Below are 19,090 nucleotides of genomic sequence, written 5' to 3' on the forward strand. Positions count from 1 at the left end.
CGCTCGTGACCGGTTCGCGGCCCGAGCGTGGCCCGTGGCCGGTGCGCCGACCCGCGTGGCCCGTGACCGGGTGCGTTGCCCTACTCGGCCCGTGAGGTCCACTGCCCGCCCGCCGGAGACCGGTTTCTGGTGCCCGGCCCACCCCTGGTATCGTGGCCCGTTGGCGTGCGGTACCGCCGGGCAACCGGTGTGTCCCACGAGTCCCCGGGTCTCCACCGGCCGCCGGGATCGGCTCGACCGCATGCTTGGCTGGCAACACCGACGACAGACAGGGAAGCACTGTGCCTACGTACAGCCCCAAGGCTGGTGACGTGACCCGCAAGTGGTACGTCATCGACGCCACTGACGTACGGCTCGGCCGCCTTGCCGTGCAGGCAGCGAATCTGCTGCGCGGCAAGAACAAGCCGACCTACGCCCCGAACGTCGATGGTGGCGATTTCGTCATCATCATCAACGCCGACAAGATCTCCATTGCCGGCAACAAGGCCGACCGCACCTTCATCCACACCCACTCGGGCCACCCGGGCGGTCTGAAGACCCGGTCTGTCCGCCAGGTGCTCGAGACCCGCCCCGACCGGCTGGTCGAGCGTGCCATCAAGGGCATGATCCCGAAGAACAAGCTGGGCAACCGCATCGCCGGCAAGCTGAAGGTGTACGCGGGCCCGACCCATCCGCATGCCGCTCAGCAGCCCATTCCGTTCGAGATCAAGCAGGTGGCCCAGTGACCGCTCCTGAGGAATTCAACGACGACTACGTCGTCGAGGACACCAGCGTCGAGGTCGTCGACGAGGGTGCCGGCTACGACGCCGAGTACACCGCCGAGACCTACGCCCCGGTCGTCATCGACCGCCCGGTGCAGACCGTCGGCCGCCGCAAGGAGGCCGTCGTCCGCGTCCGCCTGGTGCCCGGCTCCGGCAACTTCGTGCTCAACGGCCGCACCATCGAGGACTACTTCCCGAACAAGGTGCACCAGCAGCTGGTGAAGTCCCCGCTGGTCACCGTCGAGCGCACCGAGACCTTCGACGTGCACGCCCGCCTGGTCGGCGGCGGCCCGTCCGGTCAGGCCGGCGCGCTGCGTCTCGCCATCGCTCGTGCGCTGATCGAGGTCACCCCCGAGGATCGTCCGGCCCTCAAGCGCGCCGGCTTCCTGACCCGTGACCCGCGTGCCACCGAGCGCAAGAAGTACGGCCTCAAGAAGGCCCGCAAGGCGCCTCAGTACTCGAAGCGCTGATATCGCGCCGTACGGCTGTACCGTGCCCGGCCCCGCGCAGGGCCGGGCACGGTATTGTCAGGTGCGGCGATTCGTACGGGCATGGCGCGGCGAGACCGCGTGCTCCCCGCAGGGCGGGGGCGATCCCCGGTACGAGAGCAGGCTTCCGGCAACGGTTTTCGGACCGGCCGGGCGCCTGCTTTTTTGCTATGTCAATCGACCAGGGGTGAGGTATGGGACGTTTGTTCGGCACCGACGGAGTCCGCGGGCTTGCCAACGAGTCACTGAGTCCGGAACTGGCGCTACGGGTTTCGGCCGCGGCGGCGCAGGTTCTGAGCCGGGGCAAGAAGCGCGCGCTGGCGGTGGTGGGGCGCGATCCCCGGGCCAGCGGCGAGATGCTGGAGGCCGCGGTCACCGCGGGCCTGACGTCGGCCGGAGTGGACGTGCTGTCGGTCGGCGTGCTGCCGACTCCGGCGGTCGCATATCTGACCGGCGTGTACGACGCGTGCCTGGGCGTCATGATCTCGGCATCGCACAATCCCATGCCGGACAACGGAATCAAGATTTTCGCCGCGGGCGGGCACAAGCTCGACGACGCCGTGGAGGACCGCATCGAGGCGCTGGTCGCCGAGGGCTCCTTCGCCCGGCCCACGGGGGCGGCCATCGGACGTGTGCTGGGCCGTCCCGGCGTCGGCGGACAGGTCTTCCACGCCGATGCCGCCTACACCCTGGAGGGCACGCACGAGCGCTATGTGGAACACCTCGTGGAGGCCACCGGCCGCGACCTCAGTGGACTGAAAGTCGTGGTGGACTGCGCCAACGGCGCGGCCTCCGAGGTGGGGCCGACCGCGTACCGCGAGGCGGGTGCGACCGTTATCGCCATTCACGCCGACCCGGACGGGTTGAACATCAACGACGACTGCGGTTCGACGCATCTGGAGCAGGTGCGGCGTGCGGTCCTCGAGCACGGCGCGGATCTGGGTCTGGCGCACGACGGTGATGCCGACCGCTGCCTGGCCGTGGACGCCACCGGCGCGGTCGTGGACGGCGATGCCATCATGGCGATCCTGGCGCTGGCCATGCGCGACAGCGGCCAGTTGGTCGACGACACGCTGGTGGCGACGGTCATGAGCAACCTGGGTCTGCACATCGCCCTGCGTGAGGCCGGAATCACGGTGCTCACCACGGCGGTCGGCGATCGGTACGTCCTGGAAGAGTTGCGGCGCGGCGGTTATTCACTCGGCGGTGAGCAGTCCGGACACGTGGTGTTCCCGCGCTTCGGCACCACCGGCGACGGCATTCTCACCGGCTTGAAGCTCATGGCGCGCATGGCCGAAACCGGCCGCGGCCTGGCGGATCTGGCATCCGTGGTGCGGACGGTGCCGCAGGTGCTGGTGAACGTTCCGGTCAGCGACAAGTCCGCGGTCGCGGCGGCTCCCTCGGTGCTGGAGGCGGTGTCCGAAGCCGAACGTGTGCTCGGCGATTCGGGTCGAGTTCTGCTGCGCCCCAGTGGAACCGAACAGCTGGTCCGCGTCATGGTGGAGGCCACCGATCTGGACCAGGCCCAGCGGCTGGCCGGTGATCTCGCGAAACTGGTAGCGGCGGTGTAGGACTCCGCCGCGCGTCAGCGGTCCTCGGTCAGTCGGCCGCGTTCCATGCGCCAGCGACGGGTGGCGCGCACGGTGTCGAGCATGCGGCGGTCGTGGGTGACCAGCAGCAGGGTGCCGTCGAAGGATTCGACAGCCTGCTCCAGTTGTTCGATGGCGGGCAGGTCGAGATGGTTGGTGGGTTCGTCCAGTACGAGAAGGTTCACCCCGCGCGCCTGGAGCAGGGCCAGGGCGGCGCGGGTGCGCTCGCCGGGTGACAGGGTGTCGTTGGGGCGCAACACATGTGAGCCACGCAGGCCGAACTTCGCCAGCAGGGTACGGACCTCGGATTCCGGCCAGTCGGGCACCTCGGCGCTGAACGTATCGGCGAGCGTGGCGGTTCCGCGGAACAAGCCGCGGGCCTGATCCACCTCGCCGATGGCGACGCCGGAGCCAAGGGCGGCGGAACCGCTGTCCGGCACGGTCTTTCCGAGCAGCAGGGATAGCAGTGTGGACTTGCCCGAACCGTTGTCGCCGGTGAGCACGATGCGGTCGCCGAAGTCGATGCGCACGCTGACCGGCCCGAGCGTGAAGTCGCCGCGCGCCACGGTGGCACTGGAGAGTGTGGCGACCACCGTGCCACTGCGTGGCGCGGCCGCGATGGACATGCGCAGCTCCCACTCCTTGCGCGGCTCCTCCACCGCATCCAGGCGCTCGATGCGCTTGAGTGTTTGCTTGATCTTGGATGCCTGCTTCTCGGTGGACTCGGCGCGCATCTTGCGACCCGCCTTGTCGGAGTCCAGTTTCCGCGGATCCTTGGCCTTGCGGCGGGCGGTGCGCACGCCGTGTTCCATCCAGTTGCGCTGCATGGTGGCGCGGGCCTCGAGTCCGGCCTTGGTGTCGGCGAACTCCTCGTACGCCTCGCGGGCGTGGCGGCGGGCGATCTCGCGTTCGGCCAGATACGACTCGTAGGAGCCGTCGTAGACGTCCACCCGCTGCTGGGCGAGATCCAGTTCGACGATGCGATTCACGGTGCGCGCCAGGAACTCCCGGTCGTGACTGACGACCATGAGGGGTGCGCGCACACCCGTCACGAACTGCTCCAGGCGTTCCAGGCCGTCCAGATCCAGGTCGTTGGTGGGCTCGTCGAGCAGCAGAATATCGAAGCGCGACAACAGCACCGAGGCCAATCCGGCGCGGGCCGCCTGGCCGCCGGAGAGCACGGTCATGGGGGTGTCCAGGCCGTGCGGCAGACTGTCGGCGAGGCCGAGTTCGGCGGCCACCTCCGCGGCGCGCTGCTCCAGATCCGCGCCGCCGAGCGCCAGCCAACGCTCCAGGGCGGGGGAGTACTCGTCCGCGCCGCCGTCGGCGAGCCGTTCGGCTGCCGCGTCCATCCGCCGCTGTGCGTCCGCGACACCGGTGCGGCGGGCCAGGAAGGCCATGACCGTCTCGCCCGCCAGCCGCTCGGGTTCCTGCGCGAGGTAGCCGACGGTCGCGTCGGGTGGGCTGAGCGCGATGCTGCCGTCCGCCGCCCGACCGGCGGCGAGCATGCGCAGCAGGGTCGATTTCCCGGCTCCGTTCACCCCGACCAGTCCGATCACGTCGCCCGGTGCGAGGACGAGATCCAGATCGGCGAACAGGGTTCGTTCACCGTGCCCGGCCGATAGTCCGCGGGCGTGCAGGGTCGCGCTCACGCTGTGTCCTTTCGCGCATCGTCGGGGCGCGGCGTGGACACCCGTTGTCGCTGCCGCGCCTGCCCGCTCATTGGATGCAGTCTGCCCTGTTCAGGGTTGGACCCTGAGACGGGGGCGGCGGAAAGTCAGGGTCCGAATCGGGCGTTGGACCGATGCGCGCGCGAGGCCGCGCGGGGAGAGTGGAGGTATGACAACACCGACTCCCACCCGCCGCCTCACCCGCTCGACCAGCGATAAGTGGATCGCCGGAGTCTGCGGTGGACTTGCCGAGTACTTCGGCTGGAACGCCAACCTCATCCGTGCGCTGTTCGTGCTGTCCTGTCTGCTGCCGGGACCGCAGTTCATCATCTATCTGGTGCTCTGGCTGGTGATTCCGAAGAACAAGGGACCGTACGTCGCCCAGATGTAACCGATCCGGGTTGTCCACACCCGGCGAGTAATCCACAACTCGAGAGTAAGTCACCCCGAGCCACCGCCCCGGGTGCGAGGATGATGGGCACGTCGCAGTGAAGGAGTGCACATGGTCGCATCCGGTGATCTGCCCGGTCTGGACTTGCCGAATCTCGACACCCACTCGGAGCTGGGTGCTCTGGGCGCGGTGGAGCTAACCCATCCCGTTCAGGACATCGACGGCGACGGTCGCCTCGACACCCTCACCACCAATGGCGACCGCGCCATGCACGTATGGACCGACCTCGACCACGACGGCTATGCCGACCACGTCACGGTCGTCGACGAGGGCGGCGACTACGCGGCCTGGGAATTCCGTCACAACACGGACGGCACCAGCGAATGGGTGCGCACCGACGGCGGCAGCCTGGGCGGATGAACGCGTCGGCGGTCCTTACTCGATCCGACGCGCGGTAGCCGTCCGACCCGATACACGGAACTCGTCCCATTGGGCATACGGGACGGCCGTGCATGCGGGGCCGTCCGGCCGGACTCGCCGCGACCGATCTCGGGTCGATCGCGGCGGCGTTCGCGCCCGGACCCTGATCGGGCCGGGCGCGCCGATGGCGTCGGGGCCGTGCGTGCCTCCACATGACTCGCACACCGACGGCTGAACGAACTGGCCTGTGCGGCTGTGTGACCCGTGAGAGATCTGGCCGCTCGGAGGTAGACCGCGCGGCTCCGTGAGCGGACCACATGATCGTCCGAGCGTGATGAATGATGGACGTGGAATGCCGGTCGCGGTCGAATGCCGCCCGGGTGACCGTCGAGCGGCGGCCGTGGCCGGTCTCGGCGAGCCGTCCGACAACGGTCGCGATGTCGAATATGCGGGCGACGGTTGGCGATCGCCGCGACAGTGGCCGAACCCGGCCGCTTCGGTGACTGAACGCGAAAGGGGGAAATATGGGTGGCGGGACCGATGGTTTCGCGGTGGATATCGCCGCGCTGCGCATTACCGCGGCAACCTTGCGCGACTCCGCGGAATCACTACGCCTACAGGCGCGTCGCATTGACGAGCACATGTTCGGCATCGGCAACGACCAGGCCGGGCGGAACTACGCGGAGCACGGCATGGCGGTGCATCGAGGGCTCGAACACCTTGCGGGCTGGCTACGCGACTGGGCCACGGCCACCGCCACCACCGCCTCGGGCCTGGATACGGCGGTCGCGGAGTACGAGCGCACCGACCGGGAACGGGCCGAACACACCCCGCGGTAGTGGTCGGAAACGATGCCACCGCGTGGTGCTCGGCATCGACATCGCCTGCGGTGCTGGGACTGGAAGCAACGCGCGTGGCTGGCCGTAGTGGGCCGACCGGAAATACACGGCGAACGATATGGCGGGATATCAGGGGGGACTGTGACTTTCGATCCGGCGGGGAGGTCCGTCGACGAGATCCTGGATTACGGGGCGGTCGGGCTCGAATACTGGGAGCGCTTCCTGCCGCTGTACGAGCGGGCCTTCGGTGCGCTGCCCGGTTTCGGGACGCGGGAACTGCAGGCCCGGTACGACGAACAGCGTGGACTCGATCTCGGCAAACTCGATATGGCACGGAACGCTTTGGCCGACGCGGTCATCGGGGCCGAGCGGCAGTGGATGGCCCAGTTGGGCGTCGCGCGGCGGCTGCCGGATATCTGGGCGGGACGCGGTGGTGCCGCCGCCCGCGAGGTGGTCGACGGTCAGCAGCGGCGCGCGCGCGGTGACCTCGATATCGCACAGGCCGTGGTGGCGGCCATCGACGGCGTACTCGACCCATTGCGGCAGGCGGTGTTCACGAAAGCCGTTCGGACCGTCGGGCTGCTCGAACGGCGCGGGGAAGACAGCACCGCCGTCGCCATCGATGGTAGGTCGCCCGGCGATATCGAAGCGATGCTCGACGCCGCGGACGACGCCGCCACCGAGTGGCTGCGTACCACCTTCAAACCGGATGTAGAGCGCAAACACGCCGAGTTCACGGCCATGTGCGCGGATGTCGACCACATCGTCGTCGACAACTTCCGCACCGTCACGACCGCCATGGCGGCACTCCTGGACAGCCCCTACCCGCGCCCCGTCGCACCTTTCGAGCCGCCACTGCCCGCGAACGAAACCGGAACAGCACCACCGCAATCCGCGGACGCGGTCGACCCGGGAACCGCCGGGGGCACGACTCCCGCCACGGCTGGGTCGGCCGCGAGCTCACCCGGTACGCCACCGGCTCCCACCGCACCTGCGGGGTCCTCGTCGAGCCCGTCGGTCGGTGCATCCGCCGGTGTCCCGCCGAACTCGCCCGGTGCCGCACCTCCCGGTGTGCTCGTGAGCCCCGCGACCGTCACGGCTCCCGGTGCCCAACCGAACCCGGCAACCGCTGCGCCCGCCAACACCGCACGTTCCGACTGGGCGGGCACTCCGACGGAATATCCATCGGGATCGGTCGGCGCTGGCCGCACCGCTCCTGCGCCCGGGCAGCCCGCGCCGGGCGCGCCCGCGCAACCCTTCGGTCCGGACACCACCGGCTACCAGCCATCGGACTCCTGGCCCGACACTCCTCCGGGCCAAGGCACCGGCGCACACTCGGATCCGCTACCGCTCGGTTCCCTGCTCGCGGGCGCGGGTTCCGCACTCACCGAACTCCTCGGCCACCTCACAACGGGCCTCCAAACCGGCGTCGAATCCGCCCTCGGCAGTCTGAGCGACCTGACGAATCCCGACCGTTCCGACGATCCGGCAACGGAACCCGGCACCGACGAAGGCACCGACCAGGGTGAACTCGATTCCACCCCTGACACCGACCAACCAGCCGGAAGAGCCGATTTCGAGCTGGGCGAGCACGACCTCACCATCGAGCAGACCGCGAACGGCACCCTGAGCGTCGCCCTCACCGACCCGTCCGGAGCCACGACCACTTTCACTCTCCGCCTGAACGAGCACGTCATACCGATCCTCACCGCCGAAACCGAATCCCCCGCCGCGCACCTGAACCCCGATACCCCACAGCCCGATTCCCCTCGCTCCGATCCCACCGCACCCGACGGATCACCCCAGCCGTCGCCGTACGCTCCATCCGCACCGAATCCCGGCGAGACGTCGAATGCACCGAGCAATCCACCCGACAACTCCATACCACCCGACTGCCCGCCCCCCGCTCCCGAATGCACCGAGCCGCCCACTCCGGCCTCGGAAAGTCCAGCGGTCTGCCTCACTCCGGACCGGGACGCCCCGGATCAAGGTGCTCCGGATGTGGGTGCGCCGGATCGAGATGCCCCGGATGAGGGTGCGCCGGGCCAGGACGTCCCGCATCAGGACAACCCCGAACACGTTCCCCCACAGCAGGACTCCCCGATGCCTCCGGGACCTCCGGATGCCCCTTCCCTCGACTCGCCGATCCCCGACCTGCCCGGAACCGACTCGCCGCCCACCTACCCGGGCATACCACCCCTGGACCGACAATCGCCCCCGGACCACGGGGCGACCGGTGTCCCGGTGCAACCGATCCCTCCACTCCCGGATACGCCCACGCCTTGATCTGCCACACCACTCCGGCGGACGCGTGCCGGATTCATTGAGCTCGGCGCGTGTGGGGGCGGGCAACGGAGTTAGGTCCGGGTTTCAATCGCTTTCCGGATCAGCGCCCGACCAGGTTCGCCGTAGAGGGCCTGTTCGGACAGCAACGCGAACAACTTGGCATAGAGCGCTATCTCGCGCGGCTGGTTGATTCTCAACTCCGCGCTCACCGTCTCAACCAGCACCAACCGGTTGTCGTACATGACGAAGCCATTGATGGCTGGACCATCCAGGGCCGCCTGTTCGGGCACGACCCCGAGCACCAGTCGTGGCAAGGACATCGTCGCGAGGAGGTATTCCAGCTGCCCCAGCATGATCGATTCGCTTCCGACCGTGGTCTGTAGGGCTTGTTCGGCGATTACGAACGGGAACTTGCGATTGCCGTGGTGCAAAATCTTCTGGCGTTCGACACGGGCCTCGACTCCATCGTCCAGATCGTCGGGAATTCCGTAGAACTTGATCATTCTACGGAGCACCGCCTCGATGTGTCCGGGAGTCTGCAACAGGCCAGGAATGAGAACTGGCTCATACCAATACAATCGAGTAGCCGCCTGTGCGACCCGGTCCAACCTGCGCTGGTGCCGACGCGTACCGATACCGAGAGCTCGTCGCCATTCCATGTAGGCGGCTTCGAGGTTCCGCAGCGTCGCGATCAGATCGGGTAGCTGATCGCCGCCGCCCGTGCGGTCACACCAGGTTCGAAGATCTTCCTCCGTGGGAGTCTGCCGACCGTACTCCAGCTTGCTGATCTTCGACTCCGGCCAGTTCGCCGATTTCGCCAGCGCGCGGCCGGTCAAACCCGCATTACGGCGAAGCTCCCGGAGCCGTAGCCCGAGAGCTTGCCGTTGTTCATGGACTGCGCTGGTCACTGTGTCTTGAGAGCGGCGTAATCGGCAAACGGCACTGCCGCCGACCAGACGTAGTCTCGAACCTCCTGACAGTGGGCAATGATCCGCGGGTCGTGCGTAACCGCCGCGCCAGCGAACCGGCCACTCGCCTCGAACGTTGTGAAGATCACGGTCTCATCGTCCAGCAGCCACCAGTCGTCGGTTGACAACCGGCGTGAGTCGGCCAGATACCGAACGTCCTCTCCAGCAGCAACATTGTTCGCCGTGATCTCCAGCATCCACCGCTGATAGTCCGTCATCGGAACCGTAACAACCCGTGCCCGACGCATTACCGCCCCCCGGGCGGTGAAGTCCCGCACCAGGTTCAGCCAATCCTGGAACCAGGCGAAATCGTCCGTCGGGCCACCGGTCAGCCAGTTGCGGTACGGCTCATCCCCATCCGGCGACTCGTAGTCGTCCTGTAGCTCGAGGTGGAAGGCTTCGCGCCGACTGCTCCGGATCAGGTCGTCGAATGCGTCACCCTGTAACAGCTTCACCGTAGAATCTCCTCTCCCTCCTGGGCACTTCCACTGCCGCCTCATTCGGTGCTATTTCCAGCTGCGCCAGTATGTTCGGGTCCGTGACCGGTGCGCCGCTCAACAGGAAGGTGCCTCTTCCGCTGTCAACGAGCGGAGAGCCGAGATAGGTCTCCGGATCGGTGTAACCCAGTAGCACATGGGGGATTTCGACAGTTCCGGGTGTATCTGTGCGCCACCCCTGCGCTACGAAGCTGTCTTCGGTCTCGTACAGCGTCGGACAGGTATTGCCCGGCGAGCCGTTCCTACCCAGAAACCGGCGTGCTGGAGATCAACGCCTACGACGATGACCCCATCGATGGGCATCCGGGGGTGTATCTGGAGATCTACCACGCCGCCGACGATGCAGAGGGCGGCGCCGAGATGCGTTATCGGGCAACGGCTATCGGGTATCTGCGGACCGATGTGTCCGGTCCGGCGCAGTTCCGGGACGAGAGCCGGATCCGCGAGTCGGCGGCTCGTCTCGGCTACGACTTCGCCGACACGATCGTCTACGACCCGAAATTCGGGCGGCCACCGCTGGCCCGGCTGAAGGCACAGGCCACCCGGCTGGACGCCGCAGCCGTCATCGTCCCCGGGGCCGAGCACTTCGAGGGCGGACACATCCCTGAGTCGCTGATCGGACAGGTGGATGTCATCACCGTGACGCCGGAAGCAGCCTACGCGCGCCGCTCCATGTCGCCGGATCTGCCGAGGCAGGTCGGCCAGGGGCAGGGCGGCGCGGCATCCTGAAGTCCGCCGCTAGCCGCGCTCCGAGGTGGGTGTCCGGGTTTTCGGGGCGGGAGCGTTCATGCTGCCGAGCAGCGTGAGGGCGTGTGCCGCGGGCGAAACCGGTTCGGCGTGGTAGACGACCAGGACCTGGCCGTGAGCGTCGTTCACGGTGAGGGTCTCGTAGCCGAGGCCGAGCACCTGAGCCAGCGTCTCGATCACCTGCTCGGAAGGGTGCCGGTCAGCCCTTGCTCCAGGCGCGGTAGTAGTCGGTGCTCATACCGGCGAGCAGCGCGACCTCCTCGCGCGCAGCACGGCCGCCCGATGGCGGCCCCCGCCGGGTAACCGGTGGGGAAGATCGGAGAGTCGGCATTGGCCGTGCCCGCGGATGTCACCGATCAGCGGTCACTGCGCGATGCCGCGCGGACGGTGCGGGCGGCCCTCGGACCGGTCGATCTGGTGGTCGCGAATGCCGACGTCATGCTGGGCGCGCCGGTCGAGGCGGGCCATGCCGACGAATGGGATCGGATGGTCGGCACCAATATCAATGGGTTGCTCGGGTGAACATTGCCGAGATAATCGTCGTGCCCACCCCGCAGGGCTGGGTATCCGCGAGAGCGGTTGCGGTGGAGCTACTTTCGCAGCGCCTGCACCAGTTGCAGGAGAGGGAGCTTCTGCGGTTCCGGTTCCGGCTCCTCCTCGACCGCGTGCGGATCCACCAGTTCGGTGTGCGGGATGATCGCCTCGGGGTCGGCGAAGAGTTTGTAGGTCTTGTCGCCGAGCAGGGTGTAGTTGAGGTAGCCGACCAGCAGGGCGCGGGTGAGGCGTTCGGTTTTCGGTTCGTGCCTGCCCGCACCGAGGGCGGCGAGGGCGCGGCGGCCCTCGACAATGCCGTTGTGTGTGGCCTTCTCCACCGAGCGCAGGATGGCGCGGCCACCCCAGGCGGCGGCCAGCGGGACGGCGTTGGAGCTGACCGAGTCGATGTCGGCGGCTCCGGCCAGAATCAGTGCGGGGGTGTCGATACTCGGGGCCAGCGCCTCACCCGAGGGGGCGGTCGGCGCGGGGTAGAGGGCGGCCACGGCGGCGACCGCGCGCTGGGAGGCGGCGATGGTGGCCGCTCCGGCACCCATTCCGTGCCCGGCCAGGGCCAGTTTGTCGGGATGCACGCTGATATCCCCGCCGCCCAGACGCACACCGGTGCAGATGTCGAGGGTGGTGAGCAGATCGGTGGCCAGGTTCAGGTGCGAGGGGATCGGTCCGCGTTCGGTGTCGGGTGCGGCCGCGACGTATCCCCACGACGCCAGATGCTCGAGCAGGCGTCGGTAGTTCCCGGCCCCGGTCAACCACCCGTGCCCGAAGGCCACCGCGGGCAGGTTCATCCCCTTCTCCGGGGTGAACACCACCCCGGGCTGCCCGGCGATACCGAGATTGCCGCGCAGCACCGTGTGCGGACCCTTCGCGGTCAAGGTGCTCAATAGCGATTTCACTGACGCCGACACGCAGAAGAACTTAGCGCTTTCTCGATCCGCACGCTGCCGCCCACGCATGTCGCATCTTCCAACGCGGCGACTACGTGCGGAAACATGGTGCGGCGAATGCCGGAGCGCGGCTCGCGTTGCCTGGGGATGTGGGGCCGTGGGTCGCGTTGCCGGGTGCAGACTGCCTGGCGCTGTGACGTCGGGGGTCGCGTCGCTGGGGGACCGCCCGACGCCGCAGCAATGTCATGGCCTGCTCCGGTCGAGCCGCGATCTTCGAACGACCATCCGTCGGACTCGCCCGGCGCGAATCGCGACTCGCCGCGACATGCACGGAGGAATCGGACGAACCGCCGAGGCGGGCGCTCGCAGGGGTGCCGAAGGGGCGAACCACCGGGCGAAGTGCCCCGCCCCAACCCAGTACTCTGAGGCCCCATGTGCGGAATCGTGGGGTACGTGGGGTATCGGGACGCCCTCGCTGTGGTGGTGGATGCATTGCGCCGCATGGAGTATCGCGGCTACGACTCCGCGGGGGTCGCCATCCTGGACGGAATGGGCGGCCTCGCGGTGGAGCGCAAGGCCGGGCGGCTCGCCAACCTGGAGGCGGAACTGGCCGCGGCCGGGCGGGAACGATTCCGTGGAACCACCGGCATGGGGCACACCCGCTGGGCCACGCACGGCGCGCCGACCGACCGCAACGCCCACCCGCACCGCGACCACGACGGTCGGGTGGCCGTCGTGCACAACGGCATCATCGAGAACTTCGCGCCGCTGCGCCGTGAACTCGAGGACGCCGGAGTGGAACTGCGCAGCGACACCGACACCGAGGTCGCGGTGCACCTGGTGTCCCGCGCCTATGCCGTCGGCGAGACCGCGGGGGACTTCGTCGCCAGCGCGCTGGCCGTGGTGCGCCGCCTCGAAGGTGCGTTCACCCTGGTCTTCACGCACGCCGACCATCCGGGCACGATCGTGGCCGCGCGCCGCTCGACGCCGCTGGTGGTCGGGGTCGGGCAGGGGGAGATGTTCATCGCCTCCGATGTCACCGCCTTCATCGAACACACCCGCGAGGCGGTCGAGCTGGGCCAGGACCAGGCCGTCGTCATCACCGCCGACAGTTACACCGTCACCGACTTCCACGGTGCCGTCGATGGGGTGCGCACCCGGCCCTTCACCATCGACTGGGATCTGGCCGCCGCCGAGAAGGGCGGGCACGACTACTTCATGCTCAAGGAGATCGAGGAGCAGCCCGCGGGCGTGGCCGACACCCTCATCGGCCACTTCGCCGAGGGGCGGATCGTGCTCGACGAACAGCGCCTCGTCGACCAGGAGTTGCGCGAGGTCGACAAGGTGTTCGTAGTCGCCTGCGGCAGCTCGTATCACGCCGGGCTGCTCGCCAAGTACGCCATCGAGCACTGGACCCGGCTGCCGGTGGAAGTGGAGTTGGCCAGCGAATTCCGTTACCGCGACCCGGTTCTGGACCGGTCCACCCTCGTCGTCGCCATCTCCCAGTCCGGGGAGACCGCCGACACCTTGGAGGCGGTGCGGCACGCCAAGGATCAGAAGGCGCGTGTGCTCGCCATCTGCAATACCAATGGCGCGCAGATCCCCCGCGAATCCGACGCCGTGCTCTACACCCGCACCGGGCCGGAGATCGGCGTCGCCTCCACCAAGGCGTTCCTGGCGCAGATCACCGCCAACTACCTGGTGGGCCTGGCGCTGGCGCAGGCGCGCGGCACCAAATATCCGGACGAGGTGGCGCGGGAATTCGAAGAACTCGAGGCCATGCCGAAGCTCGTCGAGCGGGTCCTGGAGACCGCCCCGCAGGTGCGCGCCATCGCCCGCCAGCTGGCCGGGGAGTCGACGGTGCTGTTCCTCGGCCGCCACGTCGGATATCCCGTGGCACTCGAAGGTGCTTTGAAACTCAAGGAATTGGCGTACATTCACGCCGAGGGTTTCGCCGCGGGCGAGCTCAAGCACGGCCCCATCGCCCTGATCGAAGAGGGGCTGCCGGTGATCGTCATCATGCCCTCACCCAAGGGCCGGGCGGTGCTGCACGCCAAGCTGCTCAGCAATATCCGCGAGATCCAGGCGCGAGGCGCGCGCACCATCGTGATCGCCGAGGAGGGGGACGACACGGTGCGGCCGTTCGCCGATCACCTCATCGAAATCCCGTCCGCGCCAACGCTGTACCAGCCTCTGCTGGCAACCGTCCCGCTCCAGGTGTTCGCCGCCGAGATCGCCATGGCACGCGGCTACGACGTCGACAAGCCCCGCAACCTCGCCAAGTCCGTCACCGTCGAATAGGTCGGCGCGGCCCGTCTACTCGACGGTCACGGTGCCCTTCATCTCCGGATGCAGCGGGCACAGGTAGCGGTAGGTGCCGGGCACGGTGAAGGTGTAGCTCCACTCGCCCTTGGTGAGGATCGGGCTGTTGATGCCCATGGCGGCGTCGCCGATGCCCTGCACCGAATGCGGTACGCGGTCGGAGAATTTCCACGTGACGGTGTCGCCCGCCGCGATGGTGATGTCGGCGGGGGAGAACGTCATATCCGCGACGGTCACGACGGTGCTGGCGGGCGTCCGCGGCCCGGAGGTGGTCGGGGTGGCCGAGTTCGACGCGGTGGAAGTCGGCGTGCCGTCGGCATTCTCGCCGTTCGAACCGCACCCGGTGGCGACCAGTACACCCGCCACGGCGAACACGCTGATCAGGACACGTACGGACCTACCTCGGGAACCAGTCGACATGCTCGCCAGCCTAGTCTCCGCCGGTAGCCGACCATTCGCGGCCGCCCCGACCGGCGACGCCCCACCGGACCCGCGGCCGACGCGCCCGCCTCCTGTGCATGATCAAGGGGAACCGGTGGCGGCATCGTGCGAGTAGTCCGCGCCATGGATTCCCCCTCGCCGGATTCCGGGCCGATGCGCGGGCGGCGATGCGGGACGGGGCGGATATCGTGGGTTCCGACGGCGGCCCGAGTGGGGATTGGAGGCGACCTGTGCGCGGATATTTCACGGCCGACGAGGTGCGGGCGGCGGAGGCGGAGCTGTTCACCCGGGTGCCCGCCGGGATGCCGATGCGGCGGGCCGCGTTCGGGCTCGCCGACGTGGTCGCGCGGGAATTGCGGGAGCGGACCGGTGGGGTCGCGGGGCGGACCGTGACGCTGCTCGTCGGATCCGGGGACAATGGCGGCGATGCGCTGTGGGCCGGATCCATGCTGCGGCGGCGCGGCGTGGCGGTGCACGCGGTACTGCTGTCACCGGAGCGGGTGCACCGGGAGGGTCTTGCCGCGCTGCGGCGCACCGGCGGCCGGATCCGCGAGGAACTGGGGACGCCGGATCTGGTGGTCGACGGCATCGTCGGCATCTCCGGTAAGGGCGCGCTGCGGCCCCGGGCGGCGGAACTCGTTGCCGCCGTCCAGGTTCCGATCATCGCCGCCGATCTGCCCAGCGGAGTGGACGCCGACACCGGGGCGATCTCCGGCCCGGCGGTCCGCGCCGATGTGACGGTGACCTTCGGCGCGTACAAGCCGGTGCACGCGCTCGCGGCAGCCCATTGCGGTCGAATCGTGCTGGTGCCCATCGGATTACGGTTGCCGAAACCGAATCTCGCGGCGCTGGAACCGGAATCCGTGGGAGCGGACTGGCCGGTGCCGGGGGCCGCCGACGACAAGTACACGCAGGGCGTGACCGGTGTCTGCGCGGGCAGCGCGACCTATCCGGGTGCGGCCGTGCTGTGCACCGGGGCCGCGGTCGCCGCCACCTCGGGCATGGTGCGCTACGCCGGAACCGGATGCGAGCAGGTGCTCGAGCACTGTCCGGAGGTGATCGCGGCGCCCTCGGTGAAGGAGACCGGACGGGTGCAGTCCTGGGTGTTCGGTCCCGGCGCGGGCACCGACGCCGCCGCACGCGACCGGCTCGCCGAGATCCTCGCCACCGATCTCCCGGTGGTGGTCGACGCCGACGGCCTCACCCTGCTCGCCCAGGATCCGAGCCTGGCCACCGGCCGTACCGCCGCCACGGTGCTGACCCCGCACGCGGGCGAGTTCGCGCGCCTCACCGGCGCGGACCCGTCGGCCGACCGGGTCGCCGCCGTCCGGGAACTCGCGGACTCCTGGCAGGTCACCGTCCTGCTCAAGGGGCGCGCCACCCTCGTCGCCACCCCCGGCCGCCCGGTCCTGGTCAACGAGGCGGGCGGATCCTGGGCCGCCACCGCCGGTTCCGGCGACGTGCTCTCCGGCATCATCGGCGCACTGCTCGCCGCCGGCCGCGACCCGTCCTGGGCCGCCGCCGCGGCGGCCCGCGCCCACTCCCTCGCCGCCAACCTCGCCGCCCACGCGCCGTCCGCCGCCGGAGCCCCCATCTCGGCCTCCCCCCTGCTCACCCACCTCCGCCCCGCCATCGGCACCCTGCGCGACCTGGCCGCCCGCTGACGCCCGCCGCCGGGGTCACCCCTGGATCGCCGGGACGAACAGTTCCGCCGCGAGCGCGCGGTGGTCCGTCCGGGGCAGGGGGTGAACGCCAGCAACTGCACCAGCGGCCCCCGCTCCAATCCACCGAGCCGCACCACCGCCCACAGCGCTCCCGGCGCGATCGCCGTGCAGCACAGGGCGGTACGGGTCGTCTCACGCAAGGAAGTCCTCCGGTGTCGTGCTGACCGCTCGTGGTCACCAGTTCCCGCGAAACTATCGCCGATATACGGGCATGCGGTGTGCGACCGGCGCGGATCCCGTGTGATGTGGCCGCACGCTCGCCGAGATCGGGACTTGTGTACCGGGGACCCATGCCCGACACTGGTGGGCAGTAGCGAACCGTCGGGGGCGAGATGGTGGAATACGCTGCGGCGCTGGAGATTCCGACGGTCGCATACTGGGCACTACCGGGGATCACGTTCGAGCTCTTCGTGATAGGCGCCATGCTGTCCGCCATGTCGGAACTCTTCGTGGAAGAGGACTACAAGTCGCGTGTACTGGGGCGATTCATCGATCCGGACGACCATTTCGGCGTCATGGTGGTCCGCGGCTTGCTCGGCAACGGCCTGGTGACCGCCGGAATCGTCATCCTGGTGATCTGGACGGAGCCGCGGAACATGTGGGATGGGGCGGCGCTGGCCGTACTGCTCTCGATGCTGATCCCGCTGGGACTGTGGCTCGCGCTGGTGTTCGACGACATGCCGCTACCGTTCGCCGGGGTCCAACTGCTGAACTGGGTGAACAAACTGTTCCTAGGCACCATGGCGATCACCCAGGTCATCCTGTACCCAGAGGCGCTGCTCGATCAGTGACCGCCGGGTGTGAGCGGAAACGCAGCGGGCGGGATGGCAGGATCTAGGCCGTGAGTACGCCCGAACCGCAGGTGGAGACCGTCATCGATCTGGATGCCATCGCACACAATGTGCGGATCCTGATCGAACGTGCCGGGGACGCCGCCGTCATGGCGGTGGTCAAGGCCGACGGGTACAACCACGGCGCCGTCGAGGTGGCGCGCACCGCGCTGGCGGCGGGGGCGCGGGAACTCGGGGTGACCACGGTCGCCGAGGCGGTGGCATTGCGGGAGGCGGGGATCACCGCGCCGATCCTGTGCTGGCTCAATACCTCCGATACCGATTTCACACCCGCGGTGGCCGCCGATATCGAGATCGGGGTGTCGTCGGTGCGGCATCTCGACGCCGTCGCCGCCGCCGCGCGGCGGCTCGGTAAGACCGCGACCGTCACCCTGAAGGTGGATACGGGGCTCAACCGCAACGGCGTGTCGGTGTCGGAGTACCCCGCGGTACTGCGGCGACTGCGTGAGCTGGTCGATGCGGGGGTGGTGCGGTTCCGGGCCATCTTCTCCCATCTGGCCCTCGCCGATCAGCCCGACCATCCGGCCAACGACAGTCAGCGCGAACGCTTCCTGGAGTACATCGCGGCGGCGAAAGAGCAAGGGCTGCAACCGGAACTGGTGCACATCGCCAATGCCGCCGCCACCCTCACCCGACCCGATCTCGCCTTCGACATGGTGCGGCCCGGCATCGCCGTCTACGGACTCTCCCCGATTCCCGAACTCGGCGACTTCGGGCTGCGGCCCGCCATGACCCTGCGCGCCCGCGTCATTCTGGTGAAGAAAGTCGCTGCCGGAGAAGGTGTTTCGTACGGGCACGAATGGATTGCCGACCGCGACACCACCGTCGCGCTGATCCCCGCCGGATACGCCGACGGCATCTGGCGACCGCTCAGCGGACGGTTCGACGTGCTGCTCGGCGGCCGCCGCCGTCCCAATATCGGCCGCATCTGCATGGACCAGTTCGTGGTCGACCTCGGCGACAACGCCGAGGGCGTGCGCGAAGGCGATATCGCGGTGCTCTTCGGCGGCGGCCCCGGCGAACCGCACGCCCAGCAATGGGCGGACGCGCTCGGCACCATCCACTACGAGGTGGTGTGCTCGCCGCGCGGCCGCGTCGCACGCCGCTACATCGGGGGGAGCGCCCATGCATGACGGTCGCGGACACCGCACCCTCCCGACGGTCGAGGACACCGAGGCCCTCGGTCGCGAACTGGCCGCACAACTGCACGCCGGGGACCTGGTCGTCCTCGACGGCCCCCTCGGCGCGGGCAAGACCGCCCTCACCCGAGGTATCGCCGCCGGGCTCGGTGTACAGGGCCGAGTGAGTTCCCCCACGTTCATCATCGCCCGACAGCACCGCGCCGGGGCCGAACCGGGCGCGGTCGGACTCGTCCACGTGGACGCCTACCGCCTCGGCGGCGACCTCGACGAACTCGACGCCCTCGACCTCGATACCGAACTCGACGACGCCGTGGTCGTGGTCGAATGGGGCCTCGGCGTGGTCGAACACCTGGCCGACCGCCACCTACGCGTCCTCCTCCGCCGCGAACCCGAATCCGACACCCGCACCGCCGAATGGGAATGGGTGGGCTAGACACCGGCCCGCGCCCGCTACACCAACTCTGCCGCCACTCCGTTGGTTCTCGGCGCGTCCCGGTTCTGGACTGACGGAGCGGGGG

20 protein-coding genes are annotated in these 19,090 nt (G+C 68.9%); 14 read left to right on the forward strand and 6 right to left on the reverse strand.

The genetic code is table 11. The features are described from left to right. Window positions 1-281 precede the first annotated feature (281 nt). The 3 genes from rplM to glmM all read left to right on the forward strand — a co-directional run bounded on the left by rplM (window position 282) and on the right by glmM (window position 2,820). Window positions 282-725, forward strand: coding sequence for a 50S ribosomal protein L13 (gene rplM / locus ON31_RS05715; protein ID WP_029923748.1), 444 nt, complete (start codon window positions 282-284; stop codon window positions 723-725). Next, window positions 722-1,231, forward strand: coding sequence for a 30S ribosomal protein S9 (gene rpsI / locus ON31_RS05720; protein WP_029923749.1), 510 nt, complete (start codon window positions 722-724; stop codon window positions 1,229-1,231). Before rplM ends, rpsI begins: the two co-directional genes overlap by 4 nt. A gap of 212 nt (window positions 1,232-1,443) precedes the next feature. Further along, on the forward strand, window positions 1,444-2,820 hold the full coding sequence (gene glmM, locus ON31_RS05725) for a phosphoglucosamine mutase (protein WP_039810030.1): 1,377 nt from the start codon (window positions 1,444-1,446) through the stop codon (window positions 2,818-2,820). A gap of 14 nt (window positions 2,821-2,834) precedes the next feature. On the opposite strand, the gene ON31_RS05730 is transcribed toward glmM, so the two are convergent. Continuing rightward, on the reverse strand, window positions 2,835-4,490 hold the full coding sequence (locus ON31_RS05730; RefSeq protein WP_039810032.1) for an ABC-F family ATP-binding cassette domain-containing protein: 1,656 nt from the start codon (window positions 4,488-4,490) through the stop codon (window positions 2,835-2,837). A gap of 187 nt (window positions 4,491-4,677) precedes the next feature. On the opposite strand from ON31_RS05730, the gene ON31_RS05735 reads away from it, so the two are divergent. The 4 genes from ON31_RS05735 to ON31_RS05750 all read left to right on the forward strand — a co-directional run bounded on the left by ON31_RS05735 (window position 4,678) and on the right by ON31_RS05750 (window position 8,444). Beyond that, a complete protein-coding gene (locus tag ON31_RS05735; protein ID WP_039810034.1) occupies window positions 4,678-4,899 on the forward strand; it encodes a PspC domain-containing protein in 222 nt (73 codons plus the stop codon). A 111-nt stretch (window positions 4,900-5,010) separates the two neighbouring features. Then, a complete protein-coding gene (locus ON31_RS05740; RefSeq protein WP_029923753.1) occupies window positions 5,011-5,319 on the forward strand; it encodes a DUF6802 family protein in 309 nt (102 codons plus the stop codon). Window positions 5,320-5,843: 524 nt separating this feature from the next. Then, on the forward strand, window positions 5,844-6,158 hold the full coding sequence (locus ON31_RS05745; protein ID WP_039810036.1) for a hypothetical protein: 315 nt from the start codon (window positions 5,844-5,846) through the stop codon (window positions 6,156-6,158). A 141-nt stretch (window positions 6,159-6,299) separates the two neighbouring features. Next, window positions 6,300-8,444, forward strand: coding sequence for a hypothetical protein (locus tag ON31_RS05750; RefSeq protein ID WP_039810038.1), 2,145 nt, complete (start codon window positions 6,300-6,302; stop codon window positions 8,442-8,444). 71 nt (window positions 8,445-8,515) lie between these two features. Here the strand turns inward: ON31_RS05750 and ON31_RS05755 are convergent, their stop codons facing one another. Both ON31_RS05755 and ON31_RS05760 read right to left on the reverse strand, forming a co-directional pair. Next, a complete protein-coding gene (locus ON31_RS05755; RefSeq protein ID WP_051036902.1) occupies window positions 8,516-9,352 on the reverse strand; it encodes a helix-turn-helix domain-containing protein in 837 nt (278 codons plus the stop codon). Further along, window positions 9,349-9,867 (reverse strand): DUF6879 family protein, encoded by a 519-nt coding sequence (locus tag ON31_RS05760; RefSeq protein WP_039810041.1) that lies wholly within the window; start codon window positions 9,865-9,867, stop codon window positions 9,349-9,351. The genes ON31_RS05755 and ON31_RS05760 overlap by 4 nt, the downstream gene beginning before the upstream one ends. Window positions 9,868-10,167: 300 nt before the next feature. Here ON31_RS05760 and ON31_RS05765 point away from each other — a divergent pair, with 300 nt between their 5' ends. Further along, window positions 10,168-10,638 carry a hypothetical protein gene (locus ON31_RS05765; protein ID WP_255221996.1) on the forward strand — a complete coding sequence of 157 codons (471 nt, stop codon included), beginning with the start codon at window positions 10,168-10,170 and terminating at the stop codon, window positions 10,636-10,638. 9 nt (window positions 10,639-10,647) lie between these two features. Here ON31_RS05765 and ON31_RS05770 read toward each other — a convergent pair whose 3' ends face one another. Beyond that, entirely contained in the window at window positions 10,648-10,836 is a 189-nt protein-coding gene (locus ON31_RS05770; protein ID WP_039810044.1) for a hypothetical protein, read from the reverse strand. Between the two features lie 126 nt (window positions 10,837-10,962). Here ON31_RS05770 and ON31_RS05775 point away from each other — a divergent pair, with 126 nt between their 5' ends. Then, window positions 10,963-11,178: an SDR family NAD(P)-dependent oxidoreductase gene (locus ON31_RS05775; RefSeq protein ID WP_081592252.1), complete on the forward strand. Its 216-nt coding sequence runs from the start codon at window positions 10,963-10,965 to the stop codon at window positions 11,176-11,178. 68 nt (window positions 11,179-11,246) lie between these two features. On the opposite strand, the gene ON31_RS05780 is transcribed toward ON31_RS05775, so the two are convergent. Further along, window positions 11,247-12,113 (reverse strand): dienelactone hydrolase family protein, encoded by an 867-nt coding sequence (locus tag ON31_RS05780; protein WP_039810049.1) that lies wholly within the window; start codon window positions 12,111-12,113, stop codon window positions 11,247-11,249. A 411-nt stretch (window positions 12,114-12,524) separates the two neighbouring features. Between ON31_RS05780 and glmS the strand changes: the two genes are divergently transcribed. Further along, window positions 12,525-14,393, forward strand: coding sequence for a glutamine--fructose-6-phosphate transaminase (isomerizing) (gene glmS / locus ON31_RS05785; protein WP_039810051.1), 1,869 nt, complete (start codon window positions 12,525-12,527; stop codon window positions 14,391-14,393). Between the two features lie 15 nt (window positions 14,394-14,408). Here glmS and ON31_RS05790 read toward each other — a convergent pair whose 3' ends face one another. Then, window positions 14,409-14,834 (reverse strand): cupredoxin domain-containing protein, encoded by a 426-nt coding sequence (locus ON31_RS05790; protein ID WP_051036903.1) that lies wholly within the window; start codon window positions 14,832-14,834, stop codon window positions 14,409-14,411. A gap of 251 nt (window positions 14,835-15,085) precedes the next feature. Between ON31_RS05790 and ON31_RS05795 the strand changes: the two genes are divergently transcribed. From ON31_RS05795 to tsaE, 4 genes are all read left to right on the forward strand, one after another. Continuing rightward, window positions 15,086-16,519: an NAD(P)H-hydrate dehydratase gene (locus ON31_RS05795; protein WP_039810054.1), complete on the forward strand. Its 1,434-nt coding sequence runs from the start codon at window positions 15,086-15,088 to the stop codon at window positions 16,517-16,519. 392 nt (window positions 16,520-16,911) lie between these two features. Then, on the forward strand, window positions 16,912-17,370 hold the full coding sequence (locus ON31_RS05800; RefSeq protein WP_039810057.1) for a hypothetical protein: 459 nt from the start codon (window positions 16,912-16,914) through the stop codon (window positions 17,368-17,370). 50 nt (window positions 17,371-17,420) lie between these two features. Beyond that, window positions 17,421-18,563, forward strand: a complete 1,143-nt coding sequence (gene alr, locus ON31_RS05805; protein WP_051036904.1) for an alanine racemase — start codon at window positions 17,421-17,423, stop codon at window positions 18,561-18,563. Further along, window positions 18,556-19,005 carry a tRNA (adenosine(37)-N6)-threonylcarbamoyltransferase complex ATPase subunit type 1 TsaE gene (tsaE, locus tag ON31_RS05810; RefSeq protein ID WP_039810063.1) on the forward strand — a complete coding sequence of 150 codons (450 nt, stop codon included), beginning with the start codon at window positions 18,556-18,558 and terminating at the stop codon, window positions 19,003-19,005. The genes alr and tsaE overlap by 8 nt, the downstream gene beginning before the upstream one ends. Window positions 19,006-19,090: the final 85 nt, after the last annotated feature.

This window comes from Nocardia otitidiscaviarum NBRC 14405 (assembly GCF_000308635.1).
In the GTDB taxonomy this organism is placed as follows: Bacteria; Actinomycetota; Actinomycetes; order Mycobacteriales; family Mycobacteriaceae; genus Nocardia; species Nocardia otitidiscaviarum.

Coding starts and splice junctions, on each gene's coding strand:
- glmM (WP_039810030.1), top strand. CDS start 1,444: ATGGGACGTTTGTTCGGCACCGACGGAGTCCGCGGGCTTGCCAACGAG.
- ON31_RS05735 (WP_039810034.1), top strand. CDS start 4,678: ATGACAACACCGACTCCCACCCGCCGCCTCACCCGCTCGACCAGCGAT.
- ON31_RS05740 (WP_029923753.1), top strand. CDS start 5,011: ATGGTCGCATCCGGTGATCTGCCCGGTCTGGACTTGCCGAATCTCGAC.
- ON31_RS05745 (WP_039810036.1), top strand. CDS start 5,844: ATGGGTGGCGGGACCGATGGTTTCGCGGTGGATATCGCCGCGCTGCGC.
- glmS (WP_039810051.1), top strand. CDS start 12,525: ATGTGCGGAATCGTGGGGTACGTGGGGTATCGGGACGCCCTCGCTGTG.
- ON31_RS05790 (WP_051036903.1), bottom strand. CDS start 14,834: ATGTCGACTGGTTCCCGAGGTAGGTCCGTACGTGTCCTGATCAGCGTG.
- ON31_RS05800 (WP_039810057.1), top strand. CDS start 16,912: ATGGTGGAATACGCTGCGGCGCTGGAGATTCCGACGGTCGCATACTGG.
- tsaE (WP_039810063.1), top strand. CDS start 18,556: ATGCATGACGGTCGCGGACACCGCACCCTCCCGACGGTCGAGGACACC.